Annotated in this window: 18 protein-coding genes; 16 read left to right on the plus strand and 2 right to left on the minus strand. The window is 61.5% G+C overall.

Translation table 11 applies throughout. The features are described from left to right. Positions 1–82 precede the first annotated feature (82 nt). The 11 genes from pyrH (at position 83) to lpxB (ending at position 11,182) form a co-directional block, all read left to right on the plus strand. Positions 83–805 carry a UMP kinase gene (pyrH, locus tag AMK05_RS10185; RefSeq protein WP_064838348.1) on the plus strand — a complete coding sequence of 241 codons (723 nt, stop codon included), beginning with the start codon at positions 83–85 and terminating at the stop codon, positions 803–805. 62 nt (positions 806–867) lie between these two features. Continuing rightward, entirely contained in the window at positions 868–1,428 is a 561-nt protein-coding gene (gene frr / locus AMK05_RS10190) for a ribosome recycling factor (protein WP_003586677.1), read from the plus strand. A gap of 37 nt (positions 1,429–1,465) precedes the next feature. After that, positions 1,466–2,209, plus strand: coding sequence for an isoprenyl transferase (locus AMK05_RS10195; protein WP_064838349.1), 744 nt, complete (start codon positions 1,466–1,468; stop codon positions 2,207–2,209). Further along, positions 2,209–3,039, plus strand: coding sequence for a phosphatidate cytidylyltransferase (locus AMK05_RS10200; protein WP_064838350.1), 831 nt, complete (start codon positions 2,209–2,211; stop codon positions 3,037–3,039). Before AMK05_RS10195 ends, AMK05_RS10200 begins: the two co-directional genes overlap by 1 nt. A 37-nt stretch (positions 3,040–3,076) precedes the next feature. Beyond that, positions 3,077–4,201: an RIP metalloprotease RseP gene (gene rseP, locus AMK05_RS10205; protein ID WP_064838351.1), complete on the plus strand. Its 1,125-nt coding sequence runs from the start codon at positions 3,077–3,079 to the stop codon at positions 4,199–4,201. A gap of 197 nt (positions 4,202–4,398) precedes the next feature. Continuing rightward, a complete protein-coding gene (gene bamA / locus AMK05_RS10210; RefSeq protein ID WP_064838352.1) occupies positions 4,399–6,738 on the plus strand; it encodes an outer membrane protein assembly factor BamA in 2,340 nt (779 codons plus the stop codon). A 50-nt stretch (positions 6,739–6,788) separates the two neighbouring features. Beyond that, positions 6,789–7,856, plus strand: a complete 1,068-nt coding sequence (lpxD, locus tag AMK05_RS10215) for a UDP-3-O-(3-hydroxymyristoyl)glucosamine N-acyltransferase (RefSeq protein WP_064838353.1) — start codon at positions 6,789–6,791, stop codon at positions 7,854–7,856. Further along, on the plus strand, positions 7,849–8,316 hold the full coding sequence (gene fabZ / locus AMK05_RS10220; RefSeq protein ID WP_003586669.1) for a 3-hydroxyacyl-ACP dehydratase FabZ: 468 nt from the start codon (positions 7,849–7,851) through the stop codon (positions 8,314–8,316). The genes lpxD and fabZ overlap by 8 nt, the downstream gene beginning before the upstream one ends. Next, complete coding sequence (gene lpxA, locus AMK05_RS10225) at positions 8,313–9,131, plus strand: acyl-ACP--UDP-N-acetylglucosamine O-acyltransferase (protein ID WP_064838354.1); 819 nt, start codon at positions 8,313–8,315, stop codon at positions 9,129–9,131. Before fabZ ends, lpxA begins: the two co-directional genes overlap by 4 nt. Before the next feature lie 3 nt (positions 9,132–9,134). After that, positions 9,135–10,016: an LpxI family protein gene (locus AMK05_RS10230; protein WP_064838355.1), complete on the plus strand. Its 882-nt coding sequence runs from the start codon at positions 9,135–9,137 to the stop codon at positions 10,014–10,016. Continuing rightward, on the plus strand, positions 10,013–11,182 hold the full coding sequence (lpxB, locus tag AMK05_RS10235; RefSeq protein WP_064838356.1) for a lipid-A-disaccharide synthase: 1,170 nt from the start codon (positions 10,013–10,015) through the stop codon (positions 11,180–11,182). Before AMK05_RS10230 ends, lpxB begins: the two co-directional genes overlap by 4 nt. 41 nt (positions 11,183–11,223) lie before the next feature. Here lpxB and gltA read toward each other — a convergent pair whose 3' ends face one another. Further along, positions 11,224–12,513, minus strand: coding sequence for a citrate synthase (gene gltA / locus AMK05_RS10240; protein WP_049735207.1), 1,290 nt, complete (start codon positions 12,511–12,513; stop codon positions 11,224–11,226). Positions 12,514–12,802: 289 nt separating this feature from the next. Here gltA and AMK05_RS10245 point away from each other — a divergent pair, with 289 nt between their 5' ends. Then, complete coding sequence (locus tag AMK05_RS10245; RefSeq protein ID WP_064838357.1) at positions 12,803–15,220, plus strand: ComEC/Rec2 family competence protein; 2,418 nt, start codon at positions 12,803–12,805, stop codon at positions 15,218–15,220. Here the strand turns inward: AMK05_RS10245 and lexA are convergent. Beyond that, positions 15,201–15,920: a transcriptional repressor LexA gene (lexA, locus tag AMK05_RS10250; RefSeq protein ID WP_029873161.1), complete on the minus strand. Its 720-nt coding sequence runs from the start codon at positions 15,918–15,920 to the stop codon at positions 15,201–15,203. The genes AMK05_RS10245 and lexA overlap by 20 nt on opposite strands. Before the next feature lie 196 nt (positions 15,921–16,116). Between lexA and AMK05_RS10255 the strand changes: the two genes are divergently transcribed. From AMK05_RS10255 to AMK05_RS10270, 4 genes are all read left to right on the plus strand, one after another. Continuing rightward, complete coding sequence (locus AMK05_RS10255) at positions 16,117–17,010, plus strand: VOC family protein (RefSeq protein WP_064841330.1); 894 nt, start codon at positions 16,117–16,119, stop codon at positions 17,008–17,010. Then, a complete protein-coding gene (gene kdsA / locus AMK05_RS10260; RefSeq protein WP_064838358.1) occupies positions 17,010–17,855 on the plus strand; it encodes a 3-deoxy-8-phosphooctulonate synthase in 846 nt (281 codons plus the stop codon). The genes AMK05_RS10255 and kdsA overlap by 1 nt, the downstream gene beginning before the upstream one ends. Before the next feature lie 141 nt (positions 17,856–17,996). Next, positions 17,997–19,271 (plus strand): phosphopyruvate hydratase, encoded by a 1,275-nt coding sequence (gene eno / locus AMK05_RS10265; RefSeq protein WP_064838359.1) that lies wholly within the window; start codon positions 17,997–17,999, stop codon positions 19,269–19,271. A 133-nt stretch (positions 19,272–19,404) separates the two neighbouring features. Beyond that, entirely contained in the window at positions 19,405–19,725 is a 321-nt protein-coding gene (locus tag AMK05_RS10270; protein WP_049735204.1) for an FtsB family cell division protein, read from the plus strand. Positions 19,726–19,844: the final 119 nt, after the last annotated feature.

Here is a 19,844-nt window from a genome sequence, read left to right on the forward strand (position 1 = left end):
TTCTGAAAACACGAAGGGCATCGCGTGACAACGCGGTGCCCTTCGTGTATCGGGCACTCACGGCAATTTACGAGGAGCCAAGATGTCTTTAGAGCCTGTCTATAAACGCGTTCTACTCAAGGCTTCCGGCGAAGCGCTCATGGGTAGCCAGGGTTTCGGGATCGATGTCACGGTGGCGGACCGTATTGCATCCGATATCGCCGCGGCAAGGCATATGGGCGTGGAAGTCGGCGTCGTCGTCGGTGGCGGCAATATTTTCCGCGGTGTCGCGGTGGCGTCCAAGGGCGGCGACCGGGTCACCGGCGACCACATGGGTATGCTCGGCACCATCATCAATGCACTGGCGCTGGCGACCTCGCTGCGCAAGCTGAACATCGACACGGTGGTGCTTTCGGCCATCTCCATGCCCGAGATCTGCGAGAGCTTTTCGCAGCGTGCGACCCTCTATCATCTGTCGATGGGACGTGTGGTGATCTTTGCCGGCGGCACCGGCAACCCCTTCTTCACCACCGATTCGGCTGCGGCACTGCGCGCCGCCGAAATGGGCGCCGAAGCGATCTTCAAAGGCACGCAGGTGGACGGCATCTACACCGCCGACCCGAAGAAATATCCCGATGCGACCCGCCTCGACCGCCTGACTCACCAGGAAGTGCTGGACAGGGGGCTTGCGGTGATGGACGTTGCCGCCGTGGCGCTCGCCAGGGAGAATTCCATTCCGATCATCGTCTTCTCGATCCACGAGAAAGGCGGTTTTACCGAAATCCTGACGGGCGGTGGCCTCAAGACCATCGTCTCCGACAATTGAAATAGACTGCGCCGCTTTATCGGGCGCAACCATCGCGACGCGCTTTATACGGGAGCATCGACATGAGTGAAGGTATCGACATCAAGGAACTGAAGCGCCGCATGGATGGCGCGGTTTCCGCATTCAAGAGCGACATCGCATCGCTGCGCACCGGCCGTGCTTCGGCCAACATCCTCGATCCGGTCACGATCGAGGCCTATGGTTCGCGCATGCCGCTGAACCAGGTCGCCAACATCACCGTGCCCGAGCCGCGTATGCTGTCGGTTTCCGTCTGGGACAAGTCGATGGTCAGCGCCGTCGAGCGCGGTATCCGCGAATCCAATCTCGGCCTCAACCCGATCGTCGACGGCCAGAGCCTGCGCATCCCGCTGCCGGAGCTGAACGAGGAGCGCCGCAAGTCGCTCGTCAAGGTGGCTCATGATTATGCGGAAAAGAGCAAGGTCGCGATTCGCCATGTCCGCCGCGACGGCATGGACGGCCTTAAGAAGGCCGAAAAGGACGGCGTAATCGGCCAGGACGAGGGCAGGGCGCAGTCGGAACGCGTACAGAAGATGACGGACGAGACGATTTCCGAAATCGACCGCTTGCTTGGCGAGAAGGAAAAGGAAATCATGCAGGTCTAGTGGATCTGTGCCTTTGCCTGGAAAGACCGGACGGGAAATGTCGGAATCTGTATTTGTGACTGTGCCAGAGCATGTTGCCATCATCATGGACGGCAATGGCCGTTGGGCCAAGCAGCGCGGCCTGCCGCGCACGATGGGCCATCGCAAGGGCGTCGAGGCGGTCCGCGAGACAGTGCGCGCCGCCGGCGCGGCCGGCATAAAATATCTGACCCTGTTTGCCTTCTCCTCGGAGAACTGGCGCCGGCCGGAGGCCGAGGTCTCCGATCTGCTCGGTCTGCTCAAGGCTTTCATCCGCCGTGACCTTGCCGAACTGCATCGCCAGAATGTGCGGATCAAGGTGATCGGCGACCGCCACAGCCTGCGCAGCGACATTCTCGGCCTGCTGCTCGAGGCGGAGGAGACCACCAAGGACAATACGGCGCTGACGCTGGTCATCGCCTTCAACTACGGCTCGCGCGACGAGATCTCCCGGGCCGCGGTGAGTCTGGCGCGGGACGTCGAGGCCGGCCGCCTGAGGGCGCAGGATATCACGCCCTCGCTGATCAACGCCCGTCTCGACACGGCCGGTATCCCCGATCCCGATCTCATCATCCGCACCAGCGGCGAGGAGCGGCTTTCCAATTTTCTTCTCTGGCAGGCTGCCTATTCGGAATTCATCTTCGTTCCGGAATATTGGCCGGATTTCAGCCCGGAGATCTTCCGCTCGGCGCTCGAGAAGTTCGCCTCCCGCGACCGGCGCTTCGGCGGCCTGTCGTCGCAGGCAGCCGCGGTCGGCACCTGATGCAGCAGGAATTGAAGCTCCGCATCGTTTCGGGACTGATTCTTGCGGCCGTCGTTCTTGCCGCCACCTGGTATGGCGGGTTTGCCTTCCGCGTCCTGGCGGCCGTGATCGGCCTGCTGATCTATTATGAATGGTCGACAATAACCGGCATCGCGCGTGATTGGGTCGCCAACGCGGTCGGCTGGATCGGCCAGGCGGCGGTTGCCTTCCTCGTGCTTGTCGGCAATTTCGAATTCGCCGCCGGCATGCTGGCCGGCGTCACCGCCGTCGGCATCGCGCTGATCATCCTGCACGGCACAAGCCGCTGGTTGCCGGTGGGCCTGTTTTATGCCGGTGCCACGGGCCTAGCGCTCGCCGCCATCCGCAGCGATGACCAGCCCGGCCTTTACGCCATGCTCTTCGTCTTTGCCGTGGTCTGGGCAACCGACATCCTTGCTTATTTCGTCGGCAGGGCGCTTGGCGGACCGAAGCTTGCCCCTTCGATTTCGCCGGGAAAGACTTGGTCGGGCGCAATCGGCGGCGCCGTTTCGGCGGTCGCGGCCGGCGTCGTTCTCGTCCATTTTCTCCTTCCTGGCGCTGAACTCATCGCAGCCGTCGCAGCCCTCGTTTTCTCGGTTTGCAGCCAGTCGGGAGATCTGTTTGAATCGTTCATCAAGCGGAAATTCGGCGTCAAGGATTCAAGCCGTCTCATTCCGGGGCATGGCGGCGTGATGGACCGTGTCGACGGACTGATTTTCGCCTGTTTTTCGGCGTTCTTGCTTGCTGGATTATTTTCCCTGATAAAGGGGACTGCGATGACGTCGCTCGGCGCGGCCTTGTTCGGCCTTTGACGACGCGGCAGCCTGACGGAAGGAACTGATAGAAGTGATGGCCGATATATACGCATTCCTGATGGGGAATATCGTCACCTTCATCCTCGTGCTTTCGCTGCTCGTCTTCGTGCACGAGATGGGCCACTACCTCGTCGGCCGCTGGAGCGGTATCCGCATCCTTGCCTTTTCAGTCGGTTTCGGCCCGGAGGTCTTCGGCTTCACCGACCGCCATGGAACGCGCTGGAAGATCTCGGTGGTCCCGCTTGGCGGCTACGTGCGGTTCTTTGGTGACGAAGACGCGTCCAGCAAGCCCGACAGCGACAAGCTCGCCGCCATGTCCGAAGAGGACAGGGCGCGTTCCTTCGCCGGCGCAAAGCTGTGGAAACGCGCCGCGACGGTCGCCGCTGGCCCGATTGCCAATTTTCTGCTGGCGATTGCCATCTTCACCATTCTGTTCTCGATCTACGGCCGTTCGGTCGCCGATCCGGTCGTTTCCGAGGTCACGCCGGATGGCGTGGCGGCTGCCGCCGGCATCCTTCCGGGCGATCTCCTGGTCGCCATCGACGGCGGCAAGGTCGAGACCTTCGACGACGTACGCCGTTATGTCGGCATCCGCCCAAGCCAGCAGATCGTCGTCACCATCGAGCGGGGCGGCCAGAAGCTCGACTTGCCGATGGTGCCGCAACGCGTCGACAGGACCGATCAGTTCGGCAACAAGATCGAAGTCGGCCAGATCGGCATCGTCACCAGCAAGGAAGTCGGCAATTTCCGCCTGCAGACCTATACGCCGCTCCAGGCGCTGCGCGAAAGTCTGATCGAAACCCGGGATATCGTCACCGGCACCTTCAAATATATCGGCAATATTTTCCGCGGTACGATGCGGGCCGATCAACTGGGCGGGCCGATCCGCGTTGCGCAGGCCTCGGGCCAGATGGCTTCGCTTGGTATAGGGGCAGTGTTGCAGCTTGCCGCCATGCTTTCAGTTTCGATAGGATTGCTTAACCTGATGCCGGTTCCGGTACTTGATGGCGGCCACCTGATGTTCTATGCGGTGGAAGCGGTCAGAGGAAAACCGCTGGGCGCCAAGGCTCAGGAAATCGCATTTCGCATCGGCTTGGCCATGATACTAACATTGATGGTTTTCACGACCTGGAACGACGTTGGCGCGATCAGAGGGTAAACGCGCAGGGCAAGGGAATTACTATTTATTTACGATGTTTCAAGGCTGTAGTGGCGAATGGGTCACGCTTCGAAATGAAGTAAACAGAAATTAACGACCTCCCTTGCTTGTATGTCAAAAGCGGGTAAAACGACACACGTGACCGGAATCGGGCTCTCCCGGAGCCGGGGACGAGGGAAAAAAAGGTAATAGGTGAAATGAAGGCTGGTTCAAAGTTTTTGAACGCAGTATCGGCGGTTGCGCTGTCTGCTAGTGTTGTTGCTTCGGGCGCAGGTGCTTTGACGTTCGTTTCCGCTACGGCTGCTGAAGCCGCGGTCATCCAGCGCATCGATGTGCGCGGCGCCAGCCGCGTCGGCGCGGAAGCCGTCCGGTCGAACCTCACCATCGCTCCCGGAAAGAGTTTTTCGAACACTGATATCGATGCCTCGGTCAAGCAGCTCTACGGCACCGGTTACTTCTCCGACGTCAAGATTTCGGTCTCCGGAAGCACGCTGGTCGTCAACGTCCAGGAAGCCCAGCTCGTCAATCAGGTGGTCTTCAACGGCAACCGCAAGATCAAGGACGACAAGCTCGCGACGATCGTCCAGACGCATGCCGCAGGCCCCTATAGCGACACCCAGATCCAGGCCGACATCCAGGCGATCAAGGAAGCCTATGCCGCCACCGGCCGCAGCGAGGTCGAAGTGACGACGCAGGTGGTGCCGCTCGGCGAAGGCCGCGTCAACCTTGCCTTCGTCATCAACGAAGGCGACCGCACCAAGATCGATTCGATCAACTTCGTCGGCAATAATGCCTACAGCGCCGGCCGCCTGGCTGCCGTCATCGCTACCAAGCGTTCGAACTTCCTGTCGTTCCTGACCCGCAAGGACGTCTATAACGATGACAAGCTCCACGCCGACGAGGAAGCGCTGCGTCAGTTCTATTACAATCGCGGCTACGCCGACATGCGTATCGTCTCTTCTGACGCGACCTTCGACGACGCGACCAACAAATACACGCTCACCTTCAATATCGAAGAAGGCCAGCGTTACAATTTCGGACCGGTGACTGTGCAGTCGACCGTCGAAGGCGTCGGTTCCGAGCAGTTGCAGCCGCTCGTGCGCACTCACGAAGGTCATGTCTACAACGCCAAGGAAGTGCAGAAGTCGATCGAGGCGATCTCCGATCAGGTCGCGTCTGCCGGTTATCCCTTTGCGCGCGTTACGCCGCGCGGTAACCGCGACCTCAACAACAATACGATCGGCGTCGAGTATCTGGTCGACCAGGGCGAGCGCGCCTATGTCGAGCGCATCGAAATCCGTGGCAACAGCCGCACCCGCGACTACGTGATCCGCCGCGAATTCGATATGAGCGAAGGCGACGCCTTCAATCAGCAGATGATCACCAAGGCCAAGCGCCGCCTCGAAGCGCTCGGTTATTTCTCCTCCGTCAACATCTCCACCCAGCCGGGCAGTTCACCGGATCGGGTCGTGGTGGTCGTCGACGTGCAGGATCAGTCGACAGGTTCGTTCGGTGTCGGCGCAGGTTATGCCGCTGGCGGCGACGGCCTGCTGCTTGAAGCCTCCATCGAGGAAAAGAACTTCCTCGGCCGCGGTCAGTACATCCGCATCTCGGCCGGCGGCGGTCAGGAAGGGTCGCGCGCCTACGGCGTCAGCTTTACCGAGCCCTATTTCCTTGGTTACCGCCTGGCGGCAGGCTTCGACGTCAACCACAGCGAGACGTCGAGCAACGACAATTACGATTACGAGGAAACCAGCGTCGTTCTGCGTGTCACCGCGCCGATCACCGAGGATCTGGCGACGACCTTCCGCTATAACTACAAGCAGATGAAGTATGATGCGGACAATAACGATCTTTCCGATCTGTCGGCGCCGTATCAGCACCTCGTCGAGGACAGCCCGTGGACGCGGTCTTCCATCTCGCAGACGCTGACCTACAACACGCTTGATGACACCGTCCTGCCGCGCGAAGGCATCTACGCGACGGCGACGCAGGAAATCGCCGGTCTCGGCGGCGACTCGCAGTTCTACAAGATCTACGGCAAGGCCCGTTACTACCGTCTGCTCGCTGACGATGCCGATATCATCGGCTCGGTTTCGGCCTCGGCTGGTTATGTCGTAGGCTTCGGCGAGCATCTGAACGTCTTCGATCAGTTCACGCTGACCAACGGCGACATTCGCGGCTTTGAAAACAAGGGCATCGGCCCGCGCGTTGCCGGCACCAACGACGATCCGCTGGGTGGCACGACTTATTTCACGGCATCGGCCGAAGCAACCTTCCCGATGCCGGGCTTCCCGCGTGACTTCAATCTGCGCGGCGCGGTCTTCGCTGATGCCGGCACGCTGTTCGGCAACGACGTCGACCTCAGGGGTGACGGCATTGAGGGCGAAGACGCTTCGCTGCGCGCTTCTGTCGGTGTCGGCGTCGTCTGGCAGTCTCCCTTCGGTTCGTTGCGCCTGGATTACGCGATCCCGGTTCTCAAGGAAGACTTCGACAAGACGCAGAACTTCAAGTTTGGCATCAACAACCAATTCTGATATCGGCAGTCCGGAACTGTAAGACTCAATTCCGTTCTGGAGCATTGCCGATGGAGCAAAACGTTTTTTTTCTGCCCCATGAAGGTCTGAAGCTCGTTGAGCTGGCAGAGTTTCTTGGGGCGGAACTCGCCAATTCCGACCACGCCGATGTTATCGTCCGCTCCGTCGCTCCCATCAACCGGGCGCGGGCGGGTGATGTCTGTTATATCCTGTCGCGCCGCAGCCGCGATGAACTGGCGACCTGCGAAGCTTCGGCGGTGATCTGCGACAAGGCGCTCGTCGATCTCGTACCCCCGCATATTCCGGTCATCCTGTCGTCCAATCCGCACGCGGCCTTTGCTATGGCAGGCGGCCTGTTTTACCCGTCAGCACTGCGTCCGGTCGCCATTTCGCTGGGTGAAAGCGAGATCGCGCCGAGCGCGGTGATCGATCCGAGCGCCAGGCTGGAAAAAGGTGTGATCGTCGAGCCGCTGGCGGTTATCGGCGCACATGCCGAGATCGGCGAAGGCACACGGATCGGCGCGAACAGCGTCATCGGCCCGAACGTCAAGATCGGCCGCGATTGTTCGATCGCGGCCGGCGCCAGCGTTCTCTGCGCGCTGATCGGCAACGGCGTCATCATCCACAACGGCGTCCGCATCGGCCAGGATGGTTTCGGGTATGCGCCCGGTCCGCGTGGCATGATCAAGATCGTCCAGATCGGCCGGGTGATCATCCAGGACAATGTCGAGATCGGCGCCAATACCACGATCGACCGTGGCGCCATGGACGATACTGTCATCGGCGAGGGGACCAAGATCGACAACCAGGTGCAGATCGGCCACAACGTCCAGATGGGCCGCCATTGCGCCATTGTCGCGCAGGTCGGCATCGCCGGCAGCACGAAGATCGGCAATGGCGTGCAGATCGGCGGCCAGGCCGGCATCAAGGGCCATGTGACGATCGGCGACGGCGTGCAGATCGCTGCCAAAAGCGGTATCATGACCGATCTTGCCGCCGGCGGGCAATATGGCGGTGTACCGGCGCGTCCGCTGAAAGACTATCTGAGAGAGGCCGCACAACAAGTGTCGAAGTCCAAGTTGCGCGGCCGGAACCCTGGAGGCAAGGAAAATGACTGAGGAAGCCACGACAACGCTTTCTTCGGCTGACATCATCGAGATCATGAAGCTGCTGCCGCATCGTTACCCCTTCCTCATGGTCGACAAGATCATCGAGATCGACGGTGACAACAGCGCGATCGGCATCAAGAATGTCACGGTGAACGAACCGCATTTCACCGGCCATTTTCCGGAGGCTCCGATCATGCCGGGCGTTCTCCTGATCGAGGGCATGGCGCAGACCGCGGGTGCGATCTGTGCCAAGAAGGAGGGCCAGCCCGGCAACCTCGTCTACTTCATGACCATCGAGAACGCGCGCTTCCGCAAGCCGGTCGTTCCCGGCGATCGCGTGGAATTCCATGTCGCCAAGCACAAGCAGCGCGGCAATATCTGGAAATTCCATTGCGACGCCAAGGTTGACGGCGCCCTTGTCGCCGAAGCCGATATCGGCGCAATGATCGTTCGTAAGGAACAGGCATGAGCACCATCGCCGAAAGCGCCCGTATTCATCCGATGGCTGTCGTCGAAGACGGGGCCGTGATCGGTGAGGGCGTCAAGATCGGTCCCTTCTGCCATGTCGGGCCGCACGTCGTCCTGCATGAGAATGTCGAGCTCCTGTCGCATGCGGTCGTCACCGGACGTACCGTGATCGGCAAGGGCACGCGCATCTTTCCGATGGCCGTCATCGGCGGCGATCCCCAGAGCGTGCATCACGGCGGCGAGGAAACGACGCTTTCGGTCGGCGCCAACTGCACGATGCGCGAAGGCGTGACGATGAACACCGGCACGGCCGATTTCGGCGGCCGAACGATCGTCGGCGACAACAACCTTTTCCTGGCCAATTCCCACGTCGCGCATGACTGCAAGGTCGGCAATCACGTGATCATGTCGAACAACGTCATGCTGGCCGGGCATGTCGTCATCGAGGATCGTGTCATCCTGGGCGGCGGTTCGGCTGTTCACCAATTCACCCGCGTCGGCCGTCAGGCCTTCGTCGGCGGGCTTTCTGCGGTGAGTTACGACGTCATTCCCTACGGCATGCTGAACGGCAATCCCGGGCTGCTGAGCGGCCTCAATGTCGTCGGCATGACGCGCGCCGGCGTCGAACGCGCCGTCATCCACCGGGTGCGCCGCGCCTATAAGTCGATCTTCGAAGGAACGGGTTCCGTCCGCGAAAACGCCGCCGCCATCCGCGACGAATATGCCGATTGCGAGCCGGTGGTCCGGATCCTCGATTTCATCGCGGCCGACAGCGATCGCGCCCTGTCCTCGCCGACCCGGGGGCAGAAGGGCTGATCCGTGGCTTTATCGGGCGACACCGCTACGGGCCGGCTGGCGATCATTGCCGGCGGTGGTCTCCTGCCTTCCTATGTCGCCGAAGCCGCGCGTGCGGCGGGTGAAAATCCCGTCATCGTCGCCCTGAAGGACGAGAGCGACCGGCGCTGGGAAGGCTATGACCACGCCGTCATCGGCATCGGCGATTTCGCCGCTCTTGACGGGCTGTTCAACCGTTATGGCGTCGGCCGTGTGGTGATGTCGGGCAGCGTGGCCCGCCGGCCGGAATGGCGCGAGGTGCGCCCGACGCTGCGTATCCTGATGAAGGTCCCGGCCGCCATCCGCACCCTGCTCTCCGGTGGCGACGACACCGTTCTGCAGATGGTCATCCGGCTGATCGAGGGAAACGGCCGCCGGGTCGTCGGCGCTCATGAAATCGCGCCCGATCTGCTTGCCTCCGTCGGTCCGCTTGGCGCAGCAACGCCGGGTGACGAAGACCGGCGTGATATCCGCCGCGCCGCCGAAGCCGCGGACATGCTCGGCCGGCTCGATGTCGGGCAGGGCGCCATCAGCATCGGCGGGCGCGTCGTGGCACTCGAGGGTGTCGAGGGCACGGATGAGATGCTGGACCGTGTCGCAAGTCTCAGAGTAGCCGGGCGCATCTCGCCGCGGCGCCGCGGCGCGCTTGTCAAGCTCTGCAAGCCGCAACAGGATATCCGCGCCGACCTGCCGGCGATCGGCGTTTCCACCATTCTGAACGCAAGAAAAGCCGGTCTCGGCGGCATCGCGGTGGAGGCAGGCCGCTCGCTGGTGCTCGATCGATCCGCCGTCATCAAGGCCGCCGATGAGGCGGGGCTTTTTGTCTGCGGCATCGATCGCGGACTGCCGGCATGGGGGCTCGAATGAACGGGGCGCCGCTGAAAATTGCCGTCATTGCCGGCGAGGTGTCGGGTGATCTGCTCGGTGCCGATCTCATCGCCGCCCTGAAGCGGATTCATTCGGGGCCGGTGGAACTTGTCGGCGTTGGCGGTGAGGCACTGCAGGCGGAAGGCTTGCAATCGCTGTTCGATTTCTCCGAGCTGTCGATCATGGGCATCACCCAGGTGCTGAGCCGGCTGCCGAAGCTTTATACGTTGATCCGCCGGACGACCGCGGAAATCATCGCTGCGAGGCCTGATGTTCTGCTCATCATCGACAGCCCGGATTTCACCCATCGCGTCGCAAAGCGCGTGCGCACCGCGCTGCCCGATCTGCCTGTCGTCAATTATGTCTGTCCGAGCGTCTGGGCCTGGAAGGAATATCGCGCCACGCGCATGCTCGCCTATGTCGATCATGTGCTCGCCGTCCTGCCCTTCGAGCCGGCAACGATGCAGCGCCTCGGCGGGCCGGCAACCACCTATGTCGGCCATCGCCTGACCGCCGACCCTGCGCTGCTGGAGACCCGGCGCCTGCGCGCCGGCAGGCAGCCCGGCAATCGCACGATCCTGCTTCTGCCCGGCTCACGCTCCTCCGAAATCCAGAATCTCCTGCCGCATTTCGAGGTGGCGGCAAACGAACTTGTCGCCCGCAATGGACCGATGCGCTTTGTTCTGCCGACAGTGACGCACAGGCAGGCGCTGGTCCGCCAATTGACGGAGAACTGGGCGGTCAAGCCGGAGATCGTTGTCGGTGCGCAAGCAAAATGGCAAGCCTTCGCGGAAGCCGATGCCGCCATGGCGGCATCCGGAACCGTCATCCTCGAACTGGCGCTGGCCGATGTTCCCGTCGTCTCCGCCTACAAGGTCGACTGGATCATGCGGCTGCTGACATCGGCCATCAAGACCTGGACCGGCGCGCTGCCAAACCTGATTGCCGATTACGCGGTCGTGCCGGAATATCTGAACGATATCCTTCGCGGTGCAAGTCTCGCACGCTGGATGGAGCGGCTGTCGGCCGACACCTACCAGCTCAAGGCGATGAAAGAAGGCTACGATCTGATCTGGCAGCGCATGCAGACCAAAAAACCACCCGGCGAACATGCCGCCGAAATCCTTCTCGACGTGCTGAACAAGAAAAAACCCGGTCGTCTCTGACCGGGTTTTCTTCTTTTCGGGCGATATATCGGCCGAAGCGATCAGCGCTTCGAAACGGGAATGTAGTCACGCTTCGGTTCGCCGACATAGAGCTGGCGCGGGCGGCCGATGCGCTGTTCCGGATCCTCGATCATCTCGTTCCACTGCGCGATCCAGCCGACGGTGCGGGCAAGCGCGAAGAGCACGGTGAACATGGTCGTGGGGAAGCCCAGCGCCTTCAGCGTGATGCCGGAATAGAAGTCGATGTTCGGATAGAGCTTCTTTTCGATGAAATATTCGTCGGTGAGCGCGATGCGCTCCAGCTCCATCGCTACTTCGAGCAACGGATCGTCCTTGATGCCGAGCTCGCCGAGCACCTCATGCGTCGTCTTCTGCATGATCTTGGCGCGCGGATCGTAGTTCTTGTAGACGCGGTGGCCGAAGCCCATCAGGCGGAACGGATCGTTCTTGTCCTTGGCGCGGGCAATATATTCCGGAATGTGGTCGACCGAGCCGATCTCATTCAGCATGTTGAGCGCTGCTTCGTTGGCGCCGCCATGGGCGGGGCCCCAGAGGCAGGCGATGCCGGCCGCGATGCAGGCGAACGGGTTGGCGCCCGACGAACCCGCGAGGCGGACGGTCGAGGTCGAGGCGTTCTGCTCGTGATCGGCATGCAGGATGAAGATGCGGTCCATGGCGCGGGCAAGCACCGGATTGACCACATATTCCTCGCAAGGCACGGCAAAGCACATGCGCAGGAAGTTCGATGCGTAATCGAGGTCGTTCTTCGGATAAACGAAGGGCTGGCCGATATGGTACTTATAGGCCATCGCGGCAAGCGTCGGCATCTTGGCGATCATGCGCAGGCTGGCGACCATACGCTGATGCGGATCGGTGATATCCGTGGAGTCGTGATAGAAAGCCGATAGCGCGCCGACACAGCCGCACATGACGGCCATCGGATGCGCATCGCGGCGGAAGCCCGTGAAGAAGCGGCTCATCTGCTCGTGCACCATGGTGTGGTGCGTGACGCGGTAATCGAAATCCTTCTTCTGCGCGGTGGTCGGCAGTTCGCCGTAGAGGAGCAGGTAGCAGACTTCGAGGAAGTCGCCATGCTCGGCCAGCTGCTCGATCGGATAGCCGCGGTGCAGCAGCACACCTTCGTCGCCGTCGATGTAGGTGATCTTGGATTCACAGGATGCGGTCGAGGTAAAACCCGGATCGTAAGTGAAGGAGGCAGTGTTCTTATAGAGAGCACCGATATCGATGACGCTCGGGCCGATCGTGCCGCTCTTGACGGCTAGGTCGACAGATTTGTCACCGATTTTTATTGTAGCGCTTTGATCCGTCATGCTGATCCTCCGGAATGGCGGTGGCGCCATAAAAGCGCCATAGGGGTTAAGCGTCCTCACCGATAGCTATATGATCGCGACGCTAATGCCAAGTTACCGTGACGGCATTTTGTGCATTGCAGTATCACCTTTTAGGCACTGCAGCGATGAGCAGCGTGCATATCGGAAGCCAATGATTCGACTGGCCTTTTGGCGCTCGCGATTTTCCCTCATATTTCAATCGATTATCCTTGCCCGATTTGTTGGGAGGTTGCATTCTGGGCGCCTTCGCGGGTGACTTGGGCGGCGCATGCAGGAATTGACGACAGTCGAATTGCGGCCGGAAGCTGGCGCCGGATCCTCCGGCGTTTCTCTGCCTGTGGTGGCGACGCCATCGGCAAGGACGCAGTCGGCGACGCCCTGGCGCCACCGGCTGCCGGCCGCAGCCCGCCAATCCTTGCGCGCTTGCAGGTCCATGCTGGGCGAGGAGGCGGATCACGGCCGCCTGCTGCTGTTTTCGCCGGTCTTCCTCGGCGCCGGCGCATCCTTCTGGTTTCTGGCCGCATCCGATTTTCCGCTTTTGACATTACTGCTGTCGCTGTCGGTGCTGACCATTGCGGTTCTCATCACCGACCGTAGCCGGGCCGTGTTGCGAACGACGTTGTTGGCGCTTGCACTTGTGGTCTGCGGCATGCTCTGCGCACAGTTCGAGAGCTGGCGGGCATCGACCGTGATCCTCGATTCATCCGTGACGACGACGCTGACCGGCCGTGTCGAACGGCGCGAAGGCGACGGCCGTGGGCGTTGGCGCTACATTCTCGCCGTCAGGGCCACAGACGAGCCGGAGTTGAAGCGGCCGCCGGGGCGCGTAACCGCGATTGTCCGCGGCGCCGACACGCCTTTCGAGATCGGCGACATTATCACCGGCAGGGCGCGGCTAACGCCGCCCTCGGGCCCCGCACTTCCCGAACTCAATGACTTCTCCTTCGGCGCCTATTTCGACGGCATCGGCGCCAACGGCTTCTTCTACGGCGCCCCTGAGAAGGATTTGGCGGCGAGCCCGCAGGGTGCAAGGTCGCCGTCGGAAGCTATGCTCGAATGGCTTTACCGGTTGCGTAGCAGCATCGGCGACCGCATCAGGTCGATCCTGCCTGGTGATACCGGCGCCTTTGCCGCCGCCCTGGTGACCGACGAGCGGCGCGCCATCTCGAATGCGACGACGGAGGCGTTGCGCCAGTCTGGCCTTGCCCACATCGTCGCGATCTCGGGTCTCAACATGGCGCTGTCGGCCGGCATCTTCTTCGTCGGCTTCCGGATGCTGCTCAGCCTCTTTCCGGGCGTCGCCCAGGCCTATCCGACGAAGAAGATCGCCGCCGCAGGCGCGCTCACCGCCGTCACCGCCTATTACCTGATCTCCGGATTCGGGGTCTCGGCCGAACGCGCCTTCATCATGATGGCCATCATGCTGATCGCCGTCTTCTTCGATCGGCCGTCGATCAGCCTGCGCAATGTCGTTCTCTCGGCGCTTGTCATCATCGCCATTTCACCCTCCGAAGTGCTGGGCCCGAGCTTCCAGATGTCCTTTGCCGCGACATTGGCATTGGTATCGGGCTATCAGTTGTGGAAGGACCGGCGCGTCCGCGAAAACGCGTTGCTCAAGCTGCCGATCTTCCGGCCGGTCGTTGCGGTCGCCGGTTTCTTCGGTGGCGTCCTGCTGACCTCGCTGATCGGCGGTTTTTCCACGGCGCTGTTTTCGATCGAGCATTTTCATCGGTTGACGGCCTACGGCCTGCCGGCAAACCTCGCGACGATGCCGATCATCTCGTTCATCGTCATGCCGGCCGGGCTGCTGGCAATGTTGCTCATGCCGTTCGGCCTGGACGCTCCGCTCTGGGAGGTCGTCGGCTTCGGCCTCGATCTGGTGATCGCTGTCGCCAAGACGGTGTCCGGCTGGGGCGGCGATATCGGCGTCGGCCGTTTGCCCGCCTGGTATTTCGCCGTCGCCGTGGCCGGCTTCCTGCTGCTGACACTGCTGCGCACCCGGCTGCGCCATGCCGGCACATCGACCCTCGCCGTCTCGACGCTCTTCCTGCTGGTTCTGCCGGTCCCCCGGCCGCCGGATCTGGTGATTTCGGAGGATGGCAGTCTGGTCGCGCTCGTTGCAGTGGCGGCAATGGCTTCCAACCGCGAAAACCCGCCGGATTTCATTTTCGACCAGTGGCAGAGAGCACTGGTCCTGCCGACACATCATCCACCGAAGATGTTGGAAGGCCCTGCTATCCCGCCGGAGGGAGAAGACCGCCGCGTCAGGCTTTCCCACGATCAGCAGATCGAAGCGAGGACGGCGATGCGGGCGGCGGCGGGCGGTGAAACAAACCGCTTTTCCTGTGTCAAAAAGGCCTGGTGCACATCAAGGCTTGGCAATGGGCGCGTCGTCACCGTCATCGACAATGCCGCCTATCTCGGTCCGGCCTGCGATGCCTCCGATATCGTCGTCACGTCTGTCCGCCTGCGTTTCAATAGCTGCCGCTCGGGCGCGACGCTCTTTACCGGTGAGACGCTACGCAGGACCGGTTCCGTCGAGCTGCGCTTCGCGGACGCCGGCCTGGAGGTCGCAACCGCATTCGAGAGCCTGTCGCGGCCGTGGATACGCCATCGCGCCTATGACTGGCGCAGCAATAGTTTCGCCGAAACCGGCCCGTCCAGCGTCAGTGATAGCGGCGAATGAGACCGACGAGCTTGCCCTGCACCTTGACGCGGTCTGGCCCGAAGATCCGGGTCTCATAAGCCGGGTTGGCGGCTTCAAGCGCGATCGAGGCGCCCTTGCGGCGGAAGCGCTTCAGCGTCGCTTCCTCGTCATCGACGAGGGCGACGACGATGTCGCCGGGACTTGCCGTGCTGCCGTTGCGGATGATCACCGTGTCGCCGTCGAAGATGCCGGCGTCGATCATCGAATCGCCTTTGACCTCCAGCGCATAATGCTCACCCGAGCCGAGCATGTCGGCGGGAACGACGATGTCGTGGGTGTTGTTCTGGATCGCCGAAATCGGAACGCCGGCGGCGATTCGGCCCATGACCGGCACCGAGACCGAGTTGCCGTTGTCGGCGACGGGTTTTGCGGGTGCGGGGGCGGCGACCGGCTGGGGCTTGCCGAGGCTGCCCTCGATGACGCTCGGCGAAAAACCACGCCGGGGCTGAATGCTGGGGCTATAGGCCTCCGGAAGCTTGATGACCTCGAGCGCCCGGGCGCGGTTCGGTAGGCGGCGAATGAAGCCGCGTTCCTCAAGCGCCGTGATCAGGCGATGAATGCCGGATTTCGAGGCCAGATCCAGGGCGTCCTTCATCTCGTCGAAGGACGGTGGAACGCCGGATTCCTTCATGCGCTCATGAATGAAAAGGAGAAGCTCCTGTTGTTTGCGCGTGAGCATCGGCGTGTGACCCCTGATTGAAACAAATCCAGAACAGACACTATATGTTCCATATGTGTTCCGCAAGTAGCTAAATTTCCGTAAAACTTGGCGCCAACTCGTTGAGATTTTTATTTTCATTCGCCGGATCGGCGCCATGTCTTGCATTGAGGAAGGCGCCGTCGCACATCTCTTCGCAATTGCAGGAGGGGATATCATGAACACGAATTCCGCCAAGCCGCACCCACTGGATCATGTCGTGCTGCCGGTCGTCAATATCGATCTGGCGCGCGAAAGACTCGGCAAGCTCGGCTTCACCGTTGCGGCCGATGCCCGTCATCCCTTCGGAACGGAAAATGCCTGCGTCTTCTTCGCCGACAAGACCTATCTGGAGCCGCTCGGTATCGCGAGCGTCGAGGAGAGCGAGTCCTCGGCGCGGCAAGGCAATGTCTTCACCGCCCGCAACCGGGCCTTCCGCTTCCGTTGCGGCGATGAGGGGCTTTCGGCCGTGGTTTTCGGCACCGAGGATGCCGGCCTCGATCATCAAAGCTTCATTTCAGGCGGATTGAGCGCCGGCGAGATGCTGGAGTTCAGCCGGCTGATGAAAATGCCGGACGGTTCCAAAGGCATCGGCAGCTTCAAACTGGCCTTTGCCGCGGATCTGCGGGCACCCGATTTCTTTCTCTTCACCTGCCAACGCATCAATCCATTGCCGGCCGACCGCGGCGCGCTGGAGACACATGCCAATGGCGTGACCGGCATCGCCGAGATCGCGCTGTGCGCGCCTGATGCCTCCGCCTTCGCCGGTTTCGTCAGCCTTGTCATGGCGCAGTCGGCCGTCGAGAAAACCGGTTTCGGCGTCAATATCGCGGCGCCGAATGCGAAAATCAGCCTGATGACGCCGGAAGGGCTGGAGGCCTATTTCGAGTTTGCCGTCTCATCCGCCGACCGCGGCCTGCGCGGCCGGGCCATCCGCTTCACCGTCGCCGATCTTGCCGTGACAGAAGCGCATTTGGCTGCTAACGGAGTGACCTACACGCGCAAGAACAATCGTATTCTGGTGAAGCCGGCGCCCGGGCAGGGCACGCTTTTCGCCTTCGAGGAAAGATGATGAGCACTGATACGAATTCGGAAGTCAGGATCGGCGCGGGCGCAGGCCAGGTCACCTTTTCCAATACCGGCCGCCTGTCGCTGATTGCCGGCCCCTGCCAGATGGAGAGCCGCGACCATGCCTTCATGGTTGCCGGCACGCTGAAGGAGCTCTGTGCAAAGCTCGGCATCGGTCTCGTTTACAAGAGTTCCTTCGACAAGGCGAACCGCACCTCGCTGTCGGCAGAGCGCGGCATCGGCCTTGAAAAGGGCATGCAGGTCTTCGCCGATCTCAAGAAGGAGTTCGGCTTTCCCGTCCTGACCGACGTTCACACCGCCGAGCAATGCGCCGAAGTGGCAAAGGTGGTCGATGTCCTGCAGATCCCGGCCTTCCTCTGCCGCCAGACCGACCTTCTGATCGCCGCCGCCGAGACCGGCCGTGCCGTCAATGTCAAGAAGGGCCAGTTTCTTGCCCCCTGGGACATGAAGAACGTGCTGAAGAAGCTCAACGCCAGCGGCAATCCGAACGTGCTGCTCTGCGAACGCGGCGCCTCCTTCGGCTACAACACGCTGGTTTCCGACATGCGCTCGCTGCCGATCATGGCGTCGATGGGTGCGCCGGTCATTTTCGATGCGACCCATTCGGTGGCGCAGCCGGGCGGGCAGGGGGAATCCTCCGGCGGTCAGCGGGAATTCGTGGAAACGCTGGCGCGCGCGGCGGTCGCGACCGGCATTGCCGGCGTCTTCGTTGAAACCCACCAGGACCCCGACAACGCACCGTCCGACGGCCCGAACATGGTCTACCTCAAGGACATGCCGCAGCTTCTGGAAAAGCTGCTGGCCTTCGATGCTGTCGCCAAGGGCTGACAGTCAAAAGCCTGACATGTTCGTGTTATAGCGACGATCGGACATGCAGGTCGAAGGTGCCGCAATGCGCCATTGTAATTTGCACGCCTTCGATTATGACAGGCTTCGAACGATTGATCACCCACCGAGCAGGAAGAACCCATGACTGCAATCACCGATATCATCGCCCGCGAGATTCTCGATAGCCGTGGCAACCCCACCGTCGAAGTCGACGTCTATCTCGAAGACGGCAGCATGGGCCGCGCGGCCGTTCCCTCGGGCGCTTCGACCGGCGCCCATGAGGCAGTCGAGCTGCGCGACGGCGGCAAGCGCTACCTCGGCAAGGGCGTGCAGAAGGCGGTCGATGCCGCCAATACCGAGATCTTCGACGCGATCGGCGGCATCGATGCCGAAAACCAGATCCAGATCGACAACATCATGATCGAGCTCGACGGCACGCCGAACAAGTCGCGCCTCGGTGCCAACGCTATCCTCGGCGTGTCGTTGGCCGTCGCCAAGGCTGCCGCCCAGGCCTCGGGCCTGCCGCTCTACCGTTATGTCGGCGGCGCTTCCGCGAGCCTCTTGCCGGTGCCGATGATGAACATCATCAACGGCGGCGCTCATGCCGACAATCCGATCGATTTCCAGGAATTCATGATCCTGCCGGTCGGCGCCGATACGATCGCCGAAGCCGTGCGCATGGGGTCGGAAGTCTTCCACACGCTCCGCAAGGAACTGGCCGCTCAGGGCCACAACACCAATGTCGGCGACGAAGGCGGTTTCGCACCGGGCCTGAAGAGCGCTTCGGAAGCCCTCGACTTCATCGTCAAGTCGGTCGAAAAAGCCGGCTACAGGCCGGGTGAGGACATTTACCTCGGCCTCGATTGCGCCTCGACGGAATTCTTCAAGGACGGCAAATACGTCCTCGAAGGTGAAGGCCGCACGCTCGAATCGGGCGCCATGGCCGAATATCTGGCCGAACTTGCCGCCAAGTACCCGATCATCTCGATCGAAGACGGCATGGCCGAAGATGACTGGGATGGCTGGAAGACGCTGACCGACCTCACCGGCAAGAAGACCCAGCTCGTCGGCGACGATCTCTTCGTCACCAACTCCGCCCGTCTTCGCGACGGCATCCGCATGGGCGTCGCCAACTCGATCCTCGTCAAGGTCAACCAGATCGGTTCGCTGACGGAAACGCTCGACGCAGTCAACACGGCGCATAAGGCTGCCTACACCGCTGTCATGTCGCACCGCTCCGGCGAAACCGAAGATTCGACCATCGCCGATCTCGCGGTCGCCACCAACTGCGGCCAGATCAAGACCGGCTCGCTGTCGCGTTCCGACCGGCTCGCCAAGTACAACCAGCTGATCCGCATCGAGGAAGGCCTCGGCCCCCAGGCCCAGTATGCCGGCCGCTCGATCATCCGCGGCTGATCGAATCTGCTTTCGACAAGACCCGCGCCCCTCCCGGCGCGGGTTTTTTGTTGGCCGTTTTTACGGTCAACGAACGGTTAATCTCTGGGCGTTATGCTGAACGAATTGGTAATGCGTTCAAGAGCATGCGTGTATGTGGACAAAGCATCATAAGAAGAGAAAATTCGGCCGCTTCGTCATTCCGGCCATGACGGTCGCCTTCCTCTCCTATTTCGGTTATCATTGCATTCACGGCGATTACGGCCTGCGCGCAACGGAGACGTTCGAGCACCAGCGCGTCGCGCGTGAAAAAGAGCTTGCGATCTTGAAGGCGAAGCGCGAACATCTGGAAAATCAGGTCGCGCTGCTGAGTGATGGCTCGCTCGACAAAGATATGCTGGACGAAAAAGCGCGCTATCAGCTCAATATGTCGCGCGCGGACGAGATCGTCATATTCAACCATTATTCCAATTAACCGGAATTAGGTTAATTGGAATTTTCTGCTTATTTCCAATAGTTTAGTGCCGAATACGAGCCATGCAATTATGGCATTGCTGTGGTCATGTTTCTTCCCTATGGTACGCGGCACCGAGA

It is taken from the genome of Rhizobium sp. N324 (assembly GCF_001664485.1).
Classification (GTDB): domain Bacteria; phylum Pseudomonadota; class Alphaproteobacteria; order Rhizobiales; family Rhizobiaceae; genus Rhizobium.

Coding starts and splice junctions, on each gene's coding strand:
- AMK05_RS10245 (WP_064838357.1), top strand. CDS start 12,803: ATGCAGGAATTGACGACAGTCGAATTGCGGCCGGAAGCTGGCGCCGGA.
- AMK05_RS10200 (WP_064838350.1), top strand. CDS start 2,209: ATGCAGCAGGAATTGAAGCTCCGCATCGTTTCGGGACTGATTCTTGCG.
- AMK05_RS10255 (WP_064841330.1), top strand. CDS start 16,117: ATGAACACGAATTCCGCCAAGCCGCACCCACTGGATCATGTCGTGCTG.
- gltA (WP_049735207.1), bottom strand. CDS start 12,513: ATGACGGATCAAAGCGCTACAATAAAAATCGGTGACAAATCTGTCGAC.
- lpxA (WP_064838354.1), top strand. CDS start 8,313: ATGAGCACCATCGCCGAAAGCGCCCGTATTCATCCGATGGCTGTCGTC.
- AMK05_RS10270 (WP_049735204.1), top strand. CDS start 19,405: ATGTGGACAAAGCATCATAAGAAGAGAAAATTCGGCCGCTTCGTCATT.
- fabZ (WP_003586669.1), top strand. CDS start 7,849: ATGACTGAGGAAGCCACGACAACGCTTTCTTCGGCTGACATCATCGAG.
- lpxB (WP_064838356.1), top strand. CDS start 10,013: ATGAACGGGGCGCCGCTGAAAATTGCCGTCATTGCCGGCGAGGTGTCG.
- eno (WP_064838359.1), top strand. CDS start 17,997: ATGACTGCAATCACCGATATCATCGCCCGCGAGATTCTCGATAGCCGT.
- pyrH (WP_064838348.1), top strand. CDS start 83: ATGTCTTTAGAGCCTGTCTATAAACGCGTTCTACTCAAGGCTTCCGGC.
- lpxD (WP_064838353.1), top strand. CDS start 6,789: ATGGAGCAAAACGTTTTTTTTCTGCCCCATGAAGGTCTGAAGCTCGTT.
- frr (WP_003586677.1), top strand. CDS start 868: ATGAGTGAAGGTATCGACATCAAGGAACTGAAGCGCCGCATGGATGGC.
- AMK05_RS10195 (WP_064838349.1), top strand. CDS start 1,466: ATGTCGGAATCTGTATTTGTGACTGTGCCAGAGCATGTTGCCATCATC.
- lexA (WP_029873161.1), bottom strand. CDS start 15,920: ATGCTCACGCGCAAACAACAGGAGCTTCTCCTTTTCATTCATGAGCGC.
- kdsA (WP_064838358.1), top strand. CDS start 17,010: ATGAGCACTGATACGAATTCGGAAGTCAGGATCGGCGCGGGCGCAGGC.
- rseP (WP_064838351.1), top strand. CDS start 3,077: ATGGCCGATATATACGCATTCCTGATGGGGAATATCGTCACCTTCATC.
- bamA (WP_064838352.1), top strand. CDS start 4,399: ATGAAGGCTGGTTCAAAGTTTTTGAACGCAGTATCGGCGGTTGCGCTG.